Source organism: Streptomyces sp. NPDC102283, assembly GCF_044766265.1.
In the GTDB taxonomy this organism is placed as follows: domain Bacteria; phylum Actinomycetota; class Actinomycetes; order Streptomycetales; family Streptomycetaceae; genus Streptomyces.
The window spans coordinates 412,103-430,520 of the sequence record NZ_JBIWLQ010000004.1 but is presented as its reverse complement, the minus strand read 5'-3'; the positions used below and the strand labels follow the sequence as shown (position 1 = coordinate 430,520).

Here is an 18,418-nt window from a genome sequence, read left to right as displayed (position 1 = left end):
CCCTTCCTCCTTCCGGGATGCGAGTGCTCACACAGGACGGGGGTCGTGTGCACGCATCGACGCAACAGCGAGCGGTGGGCCATCGGCCGTATTTCTTTCTGAGTTACGCCCACACGCCGGGATACGGCGGCGGCACGGACCCCGATATGTGGGTCGAACGGCTTTTCCAGGACCTCTGCGGCCATGTGATGGCCATGACCGACTTACCCGCCGGAGCGCCCGCGGGCTTCATGGACCGGGAGATACGTTCCGGTGAGGGCTGGTCGGAACGGCTCGGCGACGTCCTCGCCACCTGCCGGGTCTTCGTCCCGCTGTTCTCGCCGCGCTACTTCGCCAGCGAGATGTGCGGCAAGGAGTGGCACGCCTTCGAACAGCGCGCCATCCACCACCGCGCCCGCTCCAACCAGCCCGCCGAGGCCATCGTCCCGGCCCTCTGGGTACCGGTGCCGCCGAGCCAACTGCCCGGCTCCGCCGAGCGGTTGCAGTTCAACCACCGTGACTTCGGGGAACGGTACGTCAGCGACGGCCTCTACGGCCTGATCAAGCTCAGACTCTTCGCCGAGGAATACGAACGGGCCGTCTACGAACTGGCCAAACGCATCGTCAGCGTCGCCGACTCGGTCCGCATCGACACCGGCCGCCCCGTCGACTACCGCCTCGCACCCAGCGCCTTCGGCTCCCCCAGCAGCGGAGTCGGCGCACCCCGGCCGATGCAGATCACCATCGCGGCACCCACCCGCCACGATCTGCCCGAGGGCCGCAACAGCGACCACTACGGCGATCACCCCCAGGACTGGAACCCCTACTACCCGGCCGCCGCGCGCCCGCTGGCCTATGTGGCGGAGGAACTGGTCCGCTCGCTCAACTACCAGGCCCACATCACCTCGTTCGACGAGGACCGGCACGACGGCAAGACCCCGCCCAGCACCCCCGAGATCCTGCTCGTCGACCGCTGGGCCCTCAGGGACGAGGACCACCGCCGCAGGCTCGCCGCCTTCGACGCCGAGAACCGGCCCTGGGTGACCATGGTCGTGCCGTGGAGCCGCGACGACCACCAGAGCAGAGCGGCGGAGAGCGAGCTCACCGAGACGCTCGAAGCGACCATGCCGGTCAAGATGGGCCAGGGCCGGGCCCTGTGCCGCGCCGCGGCGAAGGGAGTGCCCACCATGGAGGCGTTCGGCCAACTCCTGCCCCAGGTGGTCGAGGTGGCCGCCCAGCAGTACCTCAAGCACGCCAAGGCCTACCCTCCCGGATCCGGCGGCGGCTCCGGCGAGCGGACCCGGCTCACCGGTCCCATGGGCAGCACGAGCTACATCCCCGACCCGCACGACCCTGCGACGGAAGCGGAGGACCTATGAGTGCCGGTCGTGACGGGCGCATCGTCACCTTCTACTCGTACAAGGGCGGTACCGGGCGCACCATGGCGCTCGCCAACACCGCCTGGATCCTCGCGGCCAACGGCAAGCGGGTGCTGGCCGTCGACTGGGACCTGGAGGCCCCCGGGCTGCACCGGTTCTTCCACCCCTTCCTCGACCCGGCCACCCTCGGCGCCACCACCGGCGTGATCGACCTGATCACCGAGTACGCGTGGGCCGCGACCAGCCCAGCCCAGCGCGCCGAGGACTGGCACCGCGACTACGCCCGCATCCAGCCGCACGCCGTGTCGCTGACCCCGGAGTCGCTCGGCTGGGAGTTCCCGCAGGGCGGCACGCTCGACTTCGTCTCCGCCGGACGGCAGAACCGCGAATACTCCGCGACCGTCTCCACCTTCGACTGGGACAACTTCTACGACCGGTTCGGCGGCGGCCACTTCTTCGACGCGCTGCGCGACGACATGAAGGCCAACTACGACTACGTCCTCATCGACAGCCGGACCGGCCTCAGCGACATCGCCGACATCTGCACCATCCACCTGCCGGACGTGCTCGTCGACTGCTTCACCCTCAGCGACCAGTCCATCGACGGCGCGGCCTCCGTCGCCCGCCAGATCGCCGAGCGCAACACCGGTCGCCCCATCGCCCTCTACCCCGTCCCGATGCGCATCGACGAGGGCGAGAAGGAGAAGGCGGACGCCGGTCGGGCGCTGGCCCGGCTGAAGTTCGACCGGCTGCCGCGCGACCTGTCCGGCGACGAACTCACCGCCTACTGGGGCGCGGTCGAGATCCCCTACCGGCCCTACTACGCCTACGAGGAGACGCTCGCCACCTTCGGCGACGAGGCCGGGCTCACCAACTCGCTGCTCTCCGCCTTCGAACGGCTCACCGCGGTCATCACCGACCGGGAGATCACCTCGATGCCCCCGATCGGCGAAGAGGTCCGGCTGCGGATCCGCGACGCCTTCACCCGGCGCAGGCCCGCCCTGCCCGCCGATCTCTTCCTCAGCTATGTGGCGGAGAACCGGATGTGGGCCGACTGGCTCGAATCGATTCTCTCCCGGGCCGGCTTCCGGGTGGTTCCGCGCGACGTCTCCGCCGAACGCTCCCCCGACGAAGCCACCACCGCCGCGAGCGCCGCCCGCACCGTGGTGCTGCTCTCCAGCGCCTATCTGAAGTCCCAGCGCGCGGTGGAGCTGTGGGAACGGACCGCCGCGGAGGCCGTCGGCAGCGGCCGCAGCCGACTGGTCCCCCTGCGGGTCGGGGACGTACGGCTGAGCGCCCCGTACATCGACCGCAACCCGGTCGACCTCTTCCGGCTGGACGAGGTGCACGCCACCACCGCCGTGATGCGGGCCCTGGACCGCCCGGTGCAGGCGGCGGACGGGTTCTCGCCGGGTCCCCGCTTCCCCGGTACCGTGCCGAGGATCTGGAACGCGCCGCCCCGCAACCCCGGCTTCACCGGCCGCTCGCTCGTCCTGGAGCGGATGCGCGACCAGCTCGGCGGCGGCCTGGCCGTGGTCCTGCCGCAGCCGCAGACCCTGTACGGACTCGGCGGCGTCGGCAAGACCCAGGTGGCCCTGGAGTACGTGCACCGTTTCATGGCCGACTACGACCTGGTCTGGTGGATATCGTCCGAGCAGCCGGACGACGTGGTCGCCTCGCTCGCCGAACTCGCCGTCCGGCTCGGCGCCCAGGGCGGCGACGACATGGCCGCCGCCTCCCAGGAGGCCGTCGACCTGCTGCGGCGCGGCGTGCCCTCGGACCGCTGGCTGCTGGTCTTCGACAACGCCGACGACCCCGAGCAGCTGCGCCGCTACTTCCCGCAGGGCGGCTCGGGCCACATCCTGGTGACCTCCCGCAACCAGAGCTGGTCCCAGCACGGCGACGCGCTGCCCGTGGACGTCTTCCTGCGCGAGGAGTCGATCGAGCACCTCCAGCGCCGGGCGCCGGGGCTCAGCGACGAGGACGCCGACCAGGTGGCGACGGCCGTGGGCGACCTGCCGCTCGCCGTGGAGCAGGCGGCGGCCTGGATCGCGGAGACCGCCACCCCCATCGGCGCCTACCTCGAACAGCTCGCCCGGCAGGCGACCCAGGTCCTCGCCCTCAACCAGCCGGCCGGCTATCCGGAACCGGTCGCCGCGACCTGGAACATCTCCATCGCCCGGCTCAAGGAACGCTCGCCCGCCGCCGTGCGGCTGCTCCAGCTGTGCGCCTTCTTCGCCCCGGAACCGATCTCCGCGAACCTCCTCTACAGCAAGGAGATGATCGACGCGCTGAAGCCGTACGACTCCTCGCTCCAGGAGAAGCTGGTGCTCGGCCGGGTCATCCGGGAGATCGGCCGGTTCGCCCTCGCCAAGGTCGACCAGGTCTCCAACTCCATCCAGGTCCACCGCCTCGTCCAGGCCGTCATCAAGGCGCAGCTCAGCGAGGAGGAGCAGCGCGAGGCCCGGCACGTCGTGCACCGCATCCTCGCCGGCGCCCGGCCCGACGACGACGAGCCGATCGACAACCCGGAGACCTGGCCGCGCTTCGCGACGATCTGGCCGCACCTCGGCCCCTCCGACGCCCGCAACTGCAAGGAACCGGAGACCCGCAGGCTCTTGATCGACCGGGTCCGCTACCTCTGGAAGCGCGGTGACGTCAGGACCGCGGGGGCGCTGGGCGAGGAGCTGCGGGAGATCTGGAAGGAGAAGCTGGGGGAGCGCGACCTGCAGTACCTCTACCTCTGCTTCCACCTCTCCAACATCCTGCGCACCCGCGGGCGTTACGTGGAGGCGAAGGAGCTGGACGAGTTCACCCTGGAACGGCAGCGGGCGGTGCTGGGACCCGAGCACCCGCACACGTACATGACCACCAGCAGTCTGGCCATCGACCTGGGTCTGCTGGGGGACTACGCCCGGGCGATCGAGATGGCGACGGAGGCCCACGAGGGGTTCGGCCAGATCTTCCACGACTCCCACCCCCGGACCCTGGCCGCCGCCAACAACCTGGCCCTGAACCTGCGCAGCGTCGGCCAGTACGCCCGCGCCCGGGAGATCGACCAGGACGTCTACGACCTGCGCTCCCAGGTGCTCGGACCGGAACACCCCTACAGCCTGTCCTCCGCCATGAACCTCGCCCGCGACCTGCGGGAGGTCGGACGGTACGAGGACTCGGTGGGGCTGCTCAGCACGACGTACAACAGCTTCAAGGCGACGATGGGCCGCAGCTTCCCCGCCACGCTGAGCGCCGCGAAGAGCCTCGCGGTGTCCTTGCGCAGGGCGGGCCGGCTGGAGGACGCCCGCCGGCTCACGGTGGCGACCCGCGCCCGCTACCGGGCGAAGTACACCACCGCCAACCCCGATTCACTGGCCTGTGACCTCAACCTCGCCGCGGACCTGTTCGCGGCGGGCGAGAGCGCCGAGGCGAGGGACACGGCCCAGGAGGTCGTCGACCAGTACATGAAGGTGCCGGGGGAGAAGCACCCGTACACCCTGGCGGCACAGAACAACCTGGGCGTCTATCTGACGGGCGCCGGGGAGCCGGAAGCGGCGGAGCGGGTGCTGAAGCTGGTCGTCGCCTCGATGAGGGACACCTTCGGCCGGGAGCACCCCAACACCCTGTTCTGTGTGATGAACCTGGCCAGCGCGACAGCGGACCGGGGAGAGCTGGACATCGTGCTGGAGACCGAACTGCGGCTGTCCGGGCAGTTGCGCGAGGCGCTCGGGGCGCACCATCCGGAGACCCTGTCCATGACCTCGAACATGGCGGTCACGCTCGATGCCATGGGCCGGGAGGACCAGGCGGCGCAGTTGCGGGCGGAGATCGTCGTCGAGCTGTCGCGCCAGCTGGGCGACGACCACCCGCTGGTCCGGATAGCACGGACCGAGCAACGGTTTAGGCGGGAGCTGGAACCGATGTCGGTGTGACCGTCCGGCCGGGAGGGCTCACCCTCCCGGCACGGCGGCCCGCATGGCCCCGTCCGGGTGCTCCCGCTCGTCGAGCAGCCAGTCGAGGATGCGGGGAAGCATGGGGAACGCGTCGAAGTGGGCCGCCGCCGGTTCCAGTACGGCGGTGGCGCCCGGTATCTGCCCGGCCAGCCAACGGGAGTGACCGACCGGGGAGAAGACGTCCTTCACCCCGTGCCAGAGGAGGACCTTGCCGGTGATCCGGCCGGGATCGAACCCCCAGGGGCTGCAGAACGCGATGGCGTCGTCGATCCAGCCGTACGCCGAGGTGCGCAGCCCCTCGCTGTAGTTGCGCAGCAGCATGGAGCGGATGCCCGCGTCGTTGACCACCACCCGGTCGGAGTCGGTCAGCTCCCGGCGCAGGTCGTCCAGAAGCCTGACCGGGTCCCGCCGGATCTGCGCGGAGCGCATGATGAAGGACCGCGCCAGGCCGTCGGGGTCGTCGGCCGCCGTGGAGTACGCGAGCACGTTGGACGCGGTCATCCCGTCGAACCAGTCGAGACCGGCCGCGTCCGGGGGCGCGAGACTGACCAGAGCCGCGGTCCGGGTGATCCGTTCCGGCATCAGCGCCGCGCAGGCCAGGGCGTGCGGGGCCCCGCCGGAGCGGCCCACCACGGCGAACCGGTCCAGCCCCAGAGAGTCGGCGATGGCCCGGACGTCCTCGACGACGTCCTTGATCCGGCGGCCCTCGTGCCGGTCGCTGCCGCCGTATCCGGGGCGGTCGTAGGTGATCAACCGCGTATGGCGCTGGTACAGCACCATGCCGCGGGGAGCGGGTCCGAGCCTGCTGCCGGGAGTCCCGTGGAGGAGGAAGACCGGTCTTCCCCGCGGGTCGCCCATCCGCTCCACCATCAGATGCCGCCCGTCCGCCGCGAGCACCCGGTTGCGCACCCGTTCCTCCTCCGCTCGGTCACCCGGCCGGCCCGGGCACGGTGTGCCCGGCGTGTGCTGCCCTTTCGATGATGACCCATCAGAGGCGTTACCGGGACCGTTGGGCGGCAGGAAGGAATGGTGAAGGTACGGGGAGGCCGCCGGTGGACGATTGCCGCCGACATCCGGACGGGTGGGCACACCATCCGGACCAGCTACGGCGAATACCGGACAGGACTAGTCCTCACCCAGGGGCCATCTGTGGTTGCACCGGGTGTTCGCGATCGGAACCGACGTGGCACGACCCGGGGCAGGTGAACGCCTCGCGCGCGAAGCGTCGCTGTCGTGTGCACGTCTGGAAGTCGACCTTGTGTGCGTATCGCCGTCTCGGAATAGTGGGCGCCCCATCCTCCGTGTACGGGCACCCCACTTGCTCCGTGCGCGGCCCCACAGGAGGTCGAAGTTGAAGCATCGACGCATATCCAGGAAGCGCGCGACGCTGGCCGGCTCGGCCGTCGTCGCCCTCGTCGCAGCGGGATTCACGTTCCAGACTGCGAACGCCAGTGACGATGTGCCGGCGTTCGCGGCCAAGACGCTCAGCGCGGACGCGGCCGGAAAGCTGGCCACCGCCCTGGACCGTGACCTGGGCGCGGACGCGGCAGGCTCGTACTACGACACCACGGCGAAGACCCTCGTCGTGAACGTCGTCGACGAGGCCGGCGCCGAGCAGGTCCGCCAGGCGGGCGGCAAGGCCAGAATCGTGGAGAACTCCCTCGCCGAGCTGAAGTCGGCCCGGGGGGCCCTCACCGAGAAGGCGACGATCCCGGGCACCTCCTGGGCGGTCGACCCGGTGAGCAACAAGGTCCTCGTCACCGCCGACAGCACGGTCGACGGCGCGGCCTGGAAGAAGCTCTCGACCGTGGTCGAGGGGCTCGGCGGCACGGCCGAACTCAACCGGACGGCGGGCGAGTTCACGCCGCTGATCGCGGGCGGCGACGCGATCTGGGGCTCCGGCTCCCGCTGCTCGCTCGGCTTCAACGTGGTCAAGGGCGGCGAGCCGTACTTCCTGACCGCCGGCCACTGCACCGAGTCGGTCACCAGCTGGTCGGACACCCAGGGCGGCTCGGAGATCGGGGCGAACGAGGGCTCCAGCTTCCCGGAGAACGACTACGGCCTGGTCAAGTACACCTCGGACACCGCGCACCCGAGCGAGGTGAACCTCTACGACGGCTCGACCCGGGCGATCACCCGGGCGGGCGACGCGACGGTCGGCCAGGCGGTCACCCGCAGCGGCTCCACCACCCAGGTGCACGACGGTGAGGTCACCGCGCTGGACGCCACGGTCAACTACGGCAACGGCGACATCGTCAACGGCCTCATCCAGACGACGGTCTGCGCCGAGCCCGGCGACAGCGGCGGCGCCCTCTTCGCGGGCGACACCGCGCTCGGGCTGACCTCGGGCGGCAGCGGCGACTGCTCCTCGGGCGGTACGACCTTCTTCCAGCCGGTACCGGAGGCGCTGGCCGCCTACGGCGCCGAGATCGGCTGACGTACCACCGCACCACCGCGCCGCAGCGACACGGAGAGGCCCCCGGTACGCCGGGGGCCTCTCCCTCTGGTGCCGTGCGGGGTGGAGCGGGAGCCGCTTGCGGGCGGTCGGGCGGTCGGGCGGTCAGGCGGCCTTGGACAGATGGGCGGAGTCGGCCTTGGCCGGCGAGACGCCGAAGACGCTCACCGCCTGGTAGTAGGTCCAGGCCGTGCCGTTGCACGAGGTCCTCGTCGCGCCCGAGTAGCCGGCGCACACGCGCTTGAGGTCCTCGTAGAAGGCGGAGTCGATGCGTGCCTTGTTGGCGGAGAACGTACCGGCGGCCTTGTAGTTCCGGTAGCCGAAGTCATGGCGGGCGCAGGAGGTCTGGAAGGGGAAGCCGAACGGGTTGTCGGGGGAGCTGCTGCAGTAGTCCGTCGACCAGTCGAAGCCGTACGCGGACCAGGCGCCCTGGTTGTTGCGGGCGGCCTTCCAGGCGTTGTGACTGGAGGCGCTGGTCTGGGTCCAGGAGCTGAGCACCTGGGGTTTGTCCGCGGGAGCGGCCGAGGCGGAAGCGGCGGTGATCAGGCCGAGCGGGAGTGACAGGGCGACCGCGGCGAGCGGAAGCGTGAATCGACGACGCATGAGCGACCTCCGTGGGGGTGGAAGGAGTGGTCCTGGTCGTGCTTCTCGTCGGGTGGTACGAGGCCGCTCCAGCATGTCGCCATGCACCTGTCATGACTAGGTGTCGCGCTGACCGGACACCAAGAATTGGGGCGCACGTCAGATGGGGCCGCCATTGAGGCGGCCCCATGAACGTTTCACCGAACGGGAGCGGGAGCGGGAGCGGGAGCGGGGTGGGCAGGGCGGGTGGGAGCCGGCGGGGTGGAGCGGGCGTCAGGCGGCCGTCGATCCGCCCGCCGCGCGCGCCGTCTCCGTACCGTGGTCGTCGTCCCGGCCCGACCGGTGCCGCCTCGACAGCAGCAGGGTCAGCGCCGTGCCGACGACCGCCCAGGCCGAGAGCACCAGCAGTGGCCCGGTGACCGCGTTGCCCCGGAAGTAGGCGATCGAGCGGGCCGTCCAGGTGCCCGCGCCCGGAGGAAGGGCCGGGCCGATCGCCCGCCAGAAGTCCGGGAGCATCGGCAGCGGAAAGGCGCCGCCCGCGCTCGGGTTGCCCGCGATGACGACGATGAGGACGGCCAGGCCGATGCCGACGATGCCGGTGAGGGCCTGAAGCGCGAGCGTGGTCGTGCCGACCGCGAAGACCACCAGCGCGCCCAGGCCGGACAGCCCCCAGAAGCTGCCCGGCAGTGCGCCGAGGATCGGGCCGATGATGATCGCTCCGCCGATGCCGCCCGCGATCGCGTACAGCGCCATGACCGCCGTCCGGATCACCGCGCGCTGTTGGTTGGCGGGCTTGGAGCCCGCGCTGATCGCCAGGATCGAGGCGCAGAGATAGCCCCCCACGCACCAGCCGACCACCAGGTAGAAGGACGAGAGCCCGTCGAAGTCCTCGGGTGAGGCCGGGGCCACGTCCACGGTCCGTACGGTCCGCTGCTGGGATGCCTCGACCTGGGTGAGGATCCGCTCCAGCGCCCCGGACAGCACGGTCCCGCCGCCGGAGGCGACCAGCAGGGTGTCGGTGCGGCCTTCCGGCGAGACGATCAGGGCGCCGTCGATGTCGCGGTTCATGATCTGTTCGCGGGCCTCGGCCGCGCTGCTCACCGTACGGGGGTCGAGCGGTCCGCCGGGCAGTCCGTCCAGCCGGTCGACGAGCTGCTGGGACAGCTGCCGCGGGGCCACCACCCCGAAGGCGACATCTGTCGGCTTCGGCTTGTGCAGTGCTCCGACGTAGGACGCGATGAACAACAGTTGGAGTCCGAGCACACCGATCACGAGCAGAGCGGCCCGTGGGGTGACGGCGTTCTTCACCTCGTCGACGAATGTCATGCCCCCACGGTCCGGGCGGGGCGGCGTGCGCGCAGGCGGGGCAGGGCCGAACGGCGTAATGCCGGGGGCGGGTGGCGTAGCGCCGGGGGCGGCCGGCCTCCGGGCTTTCCTTTCGTAAGGTCATGGCCTGCGGTAAGTTTTAGGCGTGGATGTGAGCTCGGAGGTCAAGGATGGGAAAGCCGGCGCGATGAGTGACGTCTTCACGGCGGACTGCCCGGCCCGCACGGTGCTGAATCATGTCAGCAGCCGCTGGGGCGTGCTGATCCTGGCCTCGTTGCAGGAGGGGCCGATGCGCTTCTACGTGCTGCGGGACAGGATCGGCGGCATCAGCGAGAAGATGCTGTCCCAGAATCTGCGGGTGTTCGTGCGGGACGGGCTGATCGACCGTGAGGTCGAGCCCACGGTGCCGCCCCAGGTGACCTATTCGCTCACCCCTCTGGGGCGGGAGCTGGCACTGACGCTGGGCGGCCTGGTCGAGTGGATCACGCATCGGATCGGAGACATCGTCGCCGCGCGCGAGCGCCACGACGAGGTGATGTGACCCTGCTGTTCGTCGGCGCCCCGCTCTCTGGAGCGGGGCGCCTTTCTGTGTCGAGTCCCCGTGTCGAGCTCCTGCGTCGAGTTCCCGTGTCGAATATTTCCCCGGTCCGGCGGTCCGGCCTGCGCGCTATCGACCCGGTCCGGGGCTGACCGGCAGGTAAGCCCTTACCTATCGAAAGCCCAAAACCTAAGGTAAGCCCGTCGGGCCGGGCGGCCCGGAAGGGAGATTGTGGTGGACACGGAAACCGCGCCGCGCGCAGGGGTGCGCGAGTGGATCGGGCTGGTGGCGCTGGCGCTGCCGGCGATGCTCGTGATCATGGACATGAGCGTGCTCCATCTGGCGCTGCCGACCCTCAGCCGGGATCTGGAGCCCTCCGGGGCGCAACTGCTCTGGATCACCGACGTCTACGGATTCGTCATCGCGGGCGCGATGATCACCATGGGCACGCTCGGCGACCGCATCGGCCGACGCCGCATGCTGCTGATCGGGGCTGTCGCGTTCGGCTGCGCCTCGGTGCTCGCCGCCTACGCGCCCACCGCGGAGACCCTGATCGCGGCCCGCGCCCTTCTCGGCCTCGCCGGCGCGGTGCTGGGCCCGTCGACGCTGTCGCTGATCAGCGCCATGTTCCAGGACGCCGGGCAGCGCGGCTTCGCCATCACGGTATGGATGACGAGCTTCATGCTGGGCGGTGCGGTCGGGCCGCTGGTCGGTGGCGTGCTGCTGGAGGCCTTCTGGTGGGGCTCGGTCTTCCTCGTGGCCGTGCCGGTCATGGTGTTCCTGCTGGTCGCGGGCCCGCTGGTGCTTCCGGAGGTCCGCGACCCGGATGCGGGCCGGCTCGACCTGACCAGCGCCGCGATGTCGCTGGCCGCCATCCTGCTGGTCGTCTTCGGCGTGAAGGGGTTCGCCGAGGAGGGTGTCGCCCTGCTGCCGCTGCTGTCCCTGGCGGCAGGCCTCGTGATCGGCGCCCTCTTCGTCGTGCGGCAGCGTCGGCTCACCGCCCCGCTGCTCGACATGAAGCTCTTCGCGAACCGCGGCTTCAGCGTCTCCCTCGGAACACTGACCCTGACCGTGGTGTTCATGCTGGGCAGTCAGTTCCTCGTCTCCCAGTACATCCAGATGGTGCTGGGCATGGAGCCGCTGGAGTCGGCGGTGTGGAGCCTGCCGATGGTGGTCAGCGGAACACTCGCGATGTTCGTCGCCCAGGGCGTCGCGGACCAGGTGGGCAAGGGGTACGTCTTCGGCGCCGGTCTCACGATCGCCGCCATCGGCTTCACCGTGCTCGCGCAGGTGGACAGCGACTCCGGGATCGGGACCGTCGTGACGGCCGCGTCCTTGCTGTTCGCCGGCCTGATGCCGGTCTCGTCCCTCGGGATCGGGATGATCGTCGACGCCGCGCCGCCCGAGCAGGCGGGCTCGGCGGCCGCGGTGGGGGAGACGACCCAGGAACTGGGCGGCGCCCTCGGCATCGCGGTCCTCGGCAGCGTACTGAACGTCGCGTACCACAGCCGGATGACGGGCTCGGTACCGGACGGCGTACCGGCCTCCGCCCGCGAAACGGCCACCGACAACCTGCCCGCGGCCCTCGACGCCGCGGGCCGACTGCCCGCGGGGACGGGAGCCCAACTCGTCGCCGCGGCACGGGACTCCTTCGCCCAGGGTCTCGCGTGGATCGCGATGGGAGCCGTCCCGGTCATGCTCGCACTGGCCGTCACCGCCACGTTGCTGCTCCGGAAGGTGGGGCGCGACGGCGGGAGCGCGGACCGCGAAGGGGTGAAGCAGGGAGGGGTGAAGCGGGAAGGGGTGGAGCGGGAAGGGGCGAAGCGGTAGGAAAGCATCCGGCCGGCCATGGGTCGCCCCCGGCGGGGGAGGCGGATGGCCGGCCGCGTCGGGGGCCGGGAGCGAGCGGGTACCGCCGCCCGCCAGTTTTTACCGACGCGTAACTTCCCTCGCCACCTTACTCGTGCGTAATTTGGCATGAGCACGTAAAGCTTGTGGTCCGGGCCACAGGGCGCACCGCCATCGCACCCCCCTTGAGCCGCAAGGAGACCACACGATGCTGCCCTGGATCCGTGCTGCGCGCGTTCCCCGCACGCGCAGTCTGCTCGCCGCCCTGCTCCTCGCCCTCACCGTCCTCGTCGCCCCCACGGCGACCGCGACCGCGGCCACCCCGGCCGCCGCCGAGGCCACTTCGCGTGGCTGGAACGACTACTCCTGCAAGCCCTCCGCAGCCCATCCCCGCCCCGTCGTCCTGGTCCACGGAACCTTCGGGAACTCGATCGACAACTGGCTGGTCCTCGCCCCCTACCTGGTCAACCGGGGTTACTGCGTCTTCTCCCTCGACTACGGCCGGCTCCCCGGCGTGCCGTTCTTCCACGGCCTCGGACCCATCGACGAGTCCGCGGAACAGCTCGACGTGTTCGTCGACAAGGTCCTCGACGCCACCGGAGCCCCGAAGGCCGACCTCGTCGGTCACTCCCAGGGCGGCATGATGCCGAACTACTACCTGAAGTTCCTCGGCGGCGCCGGCAAGGTCAACGCCCTCGTCGGCATCGCCCCGGACAACCACGGCACCACGCTGCTCGGCCTCACCAAGCTGCTGCCGCACTTCCCCGGCGTCGAGAAGTTCATCAGCGACACGACCCCCGGACTCGCCGACCAGATCGCGGGATCGCCCTTCATCACCAAGCTCACGGCGGGCGGCGACACCGTCCCCGGCGTGCGCTACACCGTCATCGCGACCAAGTACGACCAGGTCGTGACCCCGTACCGCACGCAGTACCTGGACGGGCCGAACGTACGCAACGTGCTGCTCCAGGACCTGTGCCCGCTCGACCTCTCCGAGCACGTGGCGATCGGGACCGTCGACCGCATCGCCTTCCACGAAGTGGCCAACGCCCTCGACCCGGCACGTGCCACCCCGACCACCTGCGGCTCGGTCATCGGCTGACCTGGCACGTGAAGACGGGCCGGGGCGCGGCGTCCGATGGGGCGGACGGCGGGCCCCGGCCCGTCACTTCCTGCCGCGCCCGACGTCCCGGAGGGGCGCGGCAGGGGTATGAGAGGGGTGCTGCGACGGTCAGCGGCTGTGGCGCCCCGCGGCGGCGGCGGCGGCCCGCCGGCGCTGCGTGGCGAACAGCACGGCCGCACCGGCTGCGAGCACCCCGGCACCCCCGATGGCCAGGTAGGTGCTGCTGCTGGAGCCGCCCGTCTCGGCCAGCACCTCCTCGGCGCCCGCCGCGTTGGCCTCCGGCGCGTTGCCCTCGGCCTTCTCCTCCGGCGCGGCCGGGGCGGCGGCGGTGACCTTCGCCCCGGTGTTCGCGTCGTCGTCCCCGTGGCCGTCGTGCTCGACCGACGACTTCTCGGAACCCTCGGCGATGGCGTCCTCGGACGGCGCGGAGGGGGCCGACGTCGGGGCCTCGGCGCCGGAGTCACCACCGGAACCCTGCTGCCCTTCCTCCTTCTCCGCCCCGCCGTCCCGCGTCCCGCCGCCGAACGTCACGTCGGAGCAGGCGTAGAACGCCTCGGGGGAGTCGGAGCGCTGCCAGACGGTGTAGACGAGCTGTCGGCCCGAGCGGTCGGGGACCGTCCCGTCGAAGACGTACGAACCGTTCTCCAGTGTCGGGTCGGTGGCCTGGGCGAAGGGCTTCGCCTCCAGGTCCGACCAGGCCAGCGCCTTCGTGGGGTCGTATCCGGGCTTGGTGAGGTAGAGCTCGAACGACCCCCGGTGCGGGGCCGTCGCGCGGAACCGGAAGGTGTGCTCGCCCGCCGACATCGCGGTGGCCGGCCAGTCGGCGCGCGGGAGGTCCAGGCCCTTGAACTTGTCGTTGGCCGCGCTGCACAGCTTGCCGTCCGGGATCAACTCACGGTGCTTGCCCGCCGCGTTGGCGATGTTCACCCCGTTCCAGTCGTACAGCGCCTGCGTTCCGCCCGCCACGACCGCCGCCCGGCACGCCGCCGACGTCGGGCTCTCCGGCCCCTCCGCGAAGCACGCGGACACCCGGCTCACCGGGTCGGTGAGCGAACCGTGCGCGACGGCCGGGGCGGAGGCCAGCCCGGTCAGTGCGAGCGGGGCCAGACCGAGGGCGAGGACACCGGCTGCCTTGCGACGAGCGGTCATGGACGGATCTCCTTCGAGACGGCACGGCTGTGAGGGTGGCGATCAGCAAGCTAGCCGCTCGGAAGGTCGAAAACGCCTGATGGGAGGGGGTGGTGACGATCCTTATGGTCGCTTTAAGGCGCCGCTAAGTGGGCGCTCAGGTGGAGGGCCGGGACGTGCCACCTCACCCCGTCCACCGGTACCGCCGCTCCGGCCGCCCCGTGCCTCCGTAGCGCAGGGTCACCTCGGCCCGGCCCGTCGCGGTGAAGTGCTCCAGGTAGCGGCGCGCGCTCACCCGGGACAGCGCGCCCACCTCGGCGCACTCCGACGCGGACAGGCCCTCGGGGTGGTCGCGCAGGGTGCGTTCCACCAGGTCGGCCGTGGGGGCGGCCAGGCCCTTCGGCAGCTCGCGCGAGCCGGGCGGGCGGGTGCCGAAGATCTGGTCGACGTCCTCCTGGCGGGCCTCTCCCAGCTTGTCCAGGCGAGTGCGCAGCGAGGCGACGTGGCGCAGCTGCTCCTGGAGCGCGGACCGGTTGAACGGCTTGATCAGATAGTGCAGGGCCCCTGCCCGCAGCGCCGCCCGGATCACCCCCGCATCCCGGGCCGCCGTGATGAACAGAGCGTCCACGCTGGGGCGCGAGGCGTCCAGCTCCTCCGCCGCCCGCAGGGCACGCAGCACTCCGATCCCGTCCATATCGGGCAGATAGATGTCCAGCAGCACCAGATCGGGGCGCAGCCGCTCGGCCGCCCGCAAGGCGTCGGCACCGTTGTGCGCCACCCCGACGACCGCGAAGCCGTCCATGGCGGACACATAGCGGCTGTGCAGTTTCGCGACCATGAAGTCGTCGTCCACCACCAGCACAGTTGTCACGCCGCCACGCTAGGCGTCGACCGCAATGACCACAACGTCCGTTGATACCGGAAGAGAGACAGCTTCTTAACGCGCAGGCAACATGTGGGCCACTTCACAGTTGAAAGGCGGAACCCGTGCGACTGCGCACTCTCCTCGCCCTTTTGGGGGCCACGTTGCTGGTGGTGGTAGGACCACCCCTGCTGTCCACCGGTGACGGTTCCGACACCGGCACCCAGATTCCCGGGCTCCGCTTCATGGTCCCCAACACACCCGGCGGCGGCTACGACATCACCGCGCGCACCCTGGCCAAGAACGCCGAGGACGCCGAACTCACCCACAACATCGAGGTGTTCAACCTGCCGGGCGCCGGCGGAACGGTCGGCCTGAGCCGGCTCGTCGGCGAACACGGCAACGGCAAGCTGGCGCTCTCCATGGGGCTCGGCGTCGTCGGAGCCGTCCACACCAACAAGTCCCCGAGCACGCTCGCCGACACCACCCCGATCGCCCGGCTCACCGAGGAGCCGGACATCGTCGTCGTCTCCAAGGACTCCCCATACCGGACCATCGCCGACCTGCTCGCCGCCTGGAAGAAGGACCCGGCCCGCGTCCCGGTCGGCGGCGGTTCCTCGCCCGGCGGCCCGGACCACCTCGCCCCGATGCTCATGGCGCAGGCGGCCGGCATCGCCCCGAGGACGGTCAACTACGTCCCGTTCGACGGCGGCGGCGAACTCCTCGCCTCGATCCTCGGTGACAAGGTCGGCTTCGGGGTCTCCGGCCTCGGCGAGTACCGCGACCAGATCGAGGCGGGCGAGCTGCGCCTGCTCGCCGTGACCGGCCCGAAGCGGGTGCCGGGCCTCGACGCCCCCACCCTGCGCGAAGCCGGACTCGACACCGAGTTCACCAACTGGCGCGGCATCGTCGCCCCGCCCGGCCTCTCGCCGGCCGAGCGCGACAAGCTCACCGGCCTGATCCGGGAACTCCACGGCACGAAGCAGTGGAAGGAGTCGATGAAGAAGAACGGCTGGGACGACGCCCTCCTCATCGGCGAACCCTTCGGCGACTTCCTCGACGAGCAGAACCAGCGTGTCGCCACCGTTCTCAAGGAGCTGGGGCTGTGACCACCGGACCCACCGAACCCACCGGACCCACCGAACCCACTGGACCCACCGGACCTCCCGGTTCCGCGGCGCAGCCGGGCGCCGCAGCCGCGCACGAGCCGAACGCCACCCGCGCCTGGCTGCGCGAGCACTCCGAACTCGGCGTCTGCGTGCTGCTGTTCGCGCTCGGCGTGCTCGTTCTCACCGACGCGTTCACCATGAGCGTCGACATCGCCCAGCGCGGTCCCGTCGGCCCCCGGACGGTCCCCTTCGTCATCGGCGGACTGTTCCTCCTCATCTCCGTCCTGCTCGCCGGCGACGTCCTGCGCGGCGGACGCGGCGAGGCGGAGGGCGGCGAGGACGTCGACCTCGACGAACCGGCCGACTGGCGCACCGTCCTCCTGCTCACCGGGGTCTTCCTCGGCGCCGCCGTCCTGATCGGCCCCCTGGGCTTCCCGATCGCCGGGGCGCTGCTCTTCTGGGGCTCCGCCTACGCGCTCGGCAGCCGGCACCACGGCCGGGACCCGCTCATCGCGGCCGGCATCTCCCTCGCCACCTACTTCGTCTTCGACAACCTGCTCGGTGTCCCCCTTCCGGGCGGCCCGCTGATGGGGGTGCTCTGACCGATGGATTCCCTCAACTCCCTCATCGACGGCTTCGGTACCGCGCTCACCCCGATGAACCTGCTCTGGGCCGCGATCGGCGTGCTGCTCGGCACCGCGATCGGCGTGCTCCCCGGCATCGGCCCGGCGATGGCCGTGGCGCTGCTGCTCCCGGTGACGTACGGACTCGATCCGACCGGCGCGTTCATCATGTTCGCCGGGATCTACTACGGCGCGATGTTCGGCGGCTCCACCACCTCGATCCTCCTCAACACCCCCGGGGAGAGCGCGGCCGTGGTCGCCGCGATCGAGGGCAACCCGATGGCGAAGGGCGGACGCGGCGCCCAGGCGCTCGCCGCCGCCGCGATCGGTCACTTCGCGGGCGGCATGATCGGTACGATCCTGCTGGTCGTCCTCGCCCCGACCGTCGCCTCCCTCGCCATCGGCATCGGAGCCCCCGACTACTTCGCCATCATGGTGCTGGCCTTCATCGCCGTCACCTCCGTCCTCGGCGCCTCCCGCATCCGCGGCATCGCCTCGCTCCTCATCGGCCTCACCATCGGACTGGTCGGCCTCGACCAGATGACCGGCCAGCAGCGCCTCACCTTCGGCTCGCTCCAACTGGCCGACGGCGTCGACGTCGTCATCGTCGCGGTCGGACTCTTCGCGATCGGCGAAGCGCTCTGGGTCGCCGCCCACCTGCGCCGCTCCACCGGGAAGCCGATCCCCGTCGGCAGACCGTGGCTCGGCCGCGCCGACCTGAAGCGCACCTGGAAGCCCTGGCTGCGCGGTCCCGTCATCGGCTTCCCCTTCGGGGCGATCCCGGCGGGCGGCGCGGAGATCCCCACCTTCCTCAGTTACGTCACCGAGAAGCGGCTCTCCAAGCACCGCGACCAGTTCGGCAAGGGGGCCATCGAGGGCGTCGCCGGACCCGAGGCCGCCGCCTCCGCCTCCGCCGCCGGAACGCTCGTCTCGATGCTCACGCTCGGACTGCCCACGACCGCCGTCGCCGCCGTGATGCTGGCAGCCTTCCAGCAGTACGGAATCCAGCCCGGCCCCCTGCTGTTCGAACGCGAACCGGAGCTGGTCTGGGGCCTCATCGCCTCGCTCTTCGTCGGCATGGTGCTGCTGCTCGCCCTCAACCTGCCGCTCGCCCCCGTCTGGGCGAAGCTCCTGCGGATCCCGCGCCCCTATCTGTACGCGGGCATCCTCTTCTTCGCCGCGGTCGGCGCGTACGCGGTCGGCGGCGAGCCCCTCGACCTGGTGATCCTCCTGATCATCGGGCTGATCGGGTTCGGAATGCGGCGCTACGGGCTGCCGGTGCTGCCCGCCGTCATCGGGGTGATCCTCGGCCCGGCCGCCGAACAGCAGTTGCGCCGGGCGCTCCAGATCAGCGACGGGAGTGTGTCCGGACTGGTCAACACCCCGTTCTCCGTCACGGTCTACGCGATCGTGGTGCTGATCGTGGCGTGGCCGCTGATCAGCCGCCTCGTCCTGCGGCGGCGCGGTGGCCGGAAAACGGAGGAGGAGTCCCGCACTGTCGGTGGCGGCTGAGAGCATC

General features: G+C 70.9%; 14 protein-coding genes. 9 read left to right on the top strand and 5 right to left on the bottom strand.

Annotated elements, in window-relative coordinates; translation table 11 throughout:
• Positions 1-17 precede the first annotated feature (17 nt).
• Complete coding sequence (gene fsxC, locus ACIRJT_RS11210) at positions 18-1,358, top strand: FxsC protein (protein ID WP_403907391.1); 1,341 nt, start codon at positions 18-20, stop codon at positions 1,356-1,358.
• Positions 1,355-5,284 carry an FxSxx-COOH system tetratricopeptide repeat protein gene (gene fxsT, locus ACIRJT_RS11205; RefSeq protein WP_403907389.1) on the top strand — a complete coding sequence of 1,310 codons (3,930 nt, stop codon included), beginning with the start codon at positions 1,355-1,357 and terminating at the stop codon, positions 5,282-5,284. Before fsxC ends, fxsT begins: the two co-directional genes overlap by 4 nt.
• 18 nt (positions 5,285-5,302) lie before the next feature.
• Here the strand turns inward: fxsT and ACIRJT_RS11200 are convergent, their stop codons facing one another.
• The gene (locus tag ACIRJT_RS11200) at positions 5,303-6,214 is read right to left on the bottom strand and encodes an alpha/beta fold hydrolase (protein ID WP_403907387.1); all 912 of its coding nucleotides are present in this window, start codon (positions 6,212-6,214) and stop codon (positions 5,303-5,305) included.
• A gap of 349 nt (positions 6,215-6,563) precedes the next feature.
• Between ACIRJT_RS11200 and ACIRJT_RS11195 the strand changes: the two genes are divergently transcribed.
• Positions 6,564-7,742: an alpha-lytic protease prodomain-containing protein gene (locus ACIRJT_RS11195; RefSeq protein ID WP_403907517.1), complete on the top strand. Its 1,179-nt coding sequence runs from the start codon at positions 6,564-6,566 to the stop codon at positions 7,740-7,742.
• A gap of 123 nt (positions 7,743-7,865) precedes the next feature.
• On the opposite strand, the gene ACIRJT_RS11190 is transcribed toward ACIRJT_RS11195, so the two are convergent.
• Positions 7,866-8,363 carry a phospholipase gene (locus tag ACIRJT_RS11190; RefSeq protein WP_403907385.1) on the bottom strand — a complete coding sequence of 166 codons (498 nt, stop codon included), beginning with the start codon at positions 8,361-8,363 and terminating at the stop codon, positions 7,866-7,868.
• Between the two features lie 252 nt (positions 8,364-8,615).
• Entirely contained in the window at positions 8,616-9,668 is a 1,053-nt protein-coding gene (locus ACIRJT_RS11185; protein ID WP_403907383.1) for a DUF3533 domain-containing protein, read from the bottom strand.
• A gap of 187 nt (positions 9,669-9,855) precedes the next feature.
• On the opposite strand from ACIRJT_RS11185, the gene ACIRJT_RS11180 reads away from it, so the two are divergent.
• From ACIRJT_RS11180 to ACIRJT_RS11170, 3 genes are all read left to right on the top strand, one after another.
• Positions 9,856-10,209 carry a winged helix-turn-helix transcriptional regulator gene (locus tag ACIRJT_RS11180; protein WP_403907381.1) on the top strand — a complete coding sequence of 118 codons (354 nt, stop codon included), beginning with the start codon at positions 9,856-9,858 and terminating at the stop codon, positions 10,207-10,209.
• 303 nt (positions 10,210-10,512) lie between these two features.
• Positions 10,513-12,036 (top strand): MFS transporter, encoded by a 1,524-nt coding sequence (locus ACIRJT_RS11175; protein ID WP_403907515.1) that lies wholly within the window; start codon positions 10,513-10,515, stop codon positions 12,034-12,036.
• Between the two features lie 226 nt (positions 12,037-12,262).
• A complete protein-coding gene (locus tag ACIRJT_RS11170; protein ID WP_403907379.1) occupies positions 12,263-13,156 on the top strand; it encodes an esterase/lipase family protein in 894 nt (297 codons plus the stop codon).
• Positions 13,157-13,285: 129 nt separating this feature from the next.
• On the opposite strand, the gene ACIRJT_RS11165 is transcribed toward ACIRJT_RS11170, so the two are convergent.
• Together ACIRJT_RS11165 and ACIRJT_RS11160 are read right to left on the bottom strand one after the other, a co-directional pair.
• Entirely contained in the window at positions 13,286-14,326 is a 1,041-nt protein-coding gene (locus ACIRJT_RS11165; protein WP_403907377.1) for a lytic polysaccharide monooxygenase, read from the bottom strand.
• Positions 14,327-14,489: 163 nt separating this feature from the next.
• Complete coding sequence (locus ACIRJT_RS11160) at positions 14,490-15,167, bottom strand: response regulator (protein ID WP_403907513.1); 678 nt, start codon at positions 15,165-15,167, stop codon at positions 14,490-14,492.
• A gap of 125 nt (positions 15,168-15,292) precedes the next feature.
• Between ACIRJT_RS11160 and ACIRJT_RS11155 the strand changes: the two genes are divergently transcribed.
• Genes ACIRJT_RS11155 through ACIRJT_RS11145 form a run of 3 tightly spaced genes read left to right on the top strand, consistent with a single transcriptional unit; the run spans position 15,293 to position 18,411 of the window.
• The gene (locus ACIRJT_RS11155) at positions 15,293-16,276 is read left to right on the top strand and encodes a Bug family tripartite tricarboxylate transporter substrate binding protein (RefSeq protein WP_371622650.1); all 984 of its coding nucleotides are present in this window, start codon (positions 15,293-15,295) and stop codon (positions 16,274-16,276) included.
• A complete protein-coding gene (locus tag ACIRJT_RS11150) occupies positions 16,273-16,878 on the top strand; it encodes a tripartite tricarboxylate transporter TctB family protein (protein ID WP_403907375.1) in 606 nt (201 codons plus the stop codon). Before ACIRJT_RS11155 ends, ACIRJT_RS11150 begins: the two co-directional genes overlap by 4 nt.
• A gap of 3 nt (positions 16,879-16,881) precedes the next feature.
• On the top strand, positions 16,882-18,411 hold the full coding sequence (locus tag ACIRJT_RS11145) for a tripartite tricarboxylate transporter permease (RefSeq protein ID WP_403907373.1): 1,530 nt from the start codon (positions 16,882-16,884) through the stop codon (positions 18,409-18,411).
• The last annotated feature ends 7 nt before the right edge of the window (positions 18,412-18,418 follow it).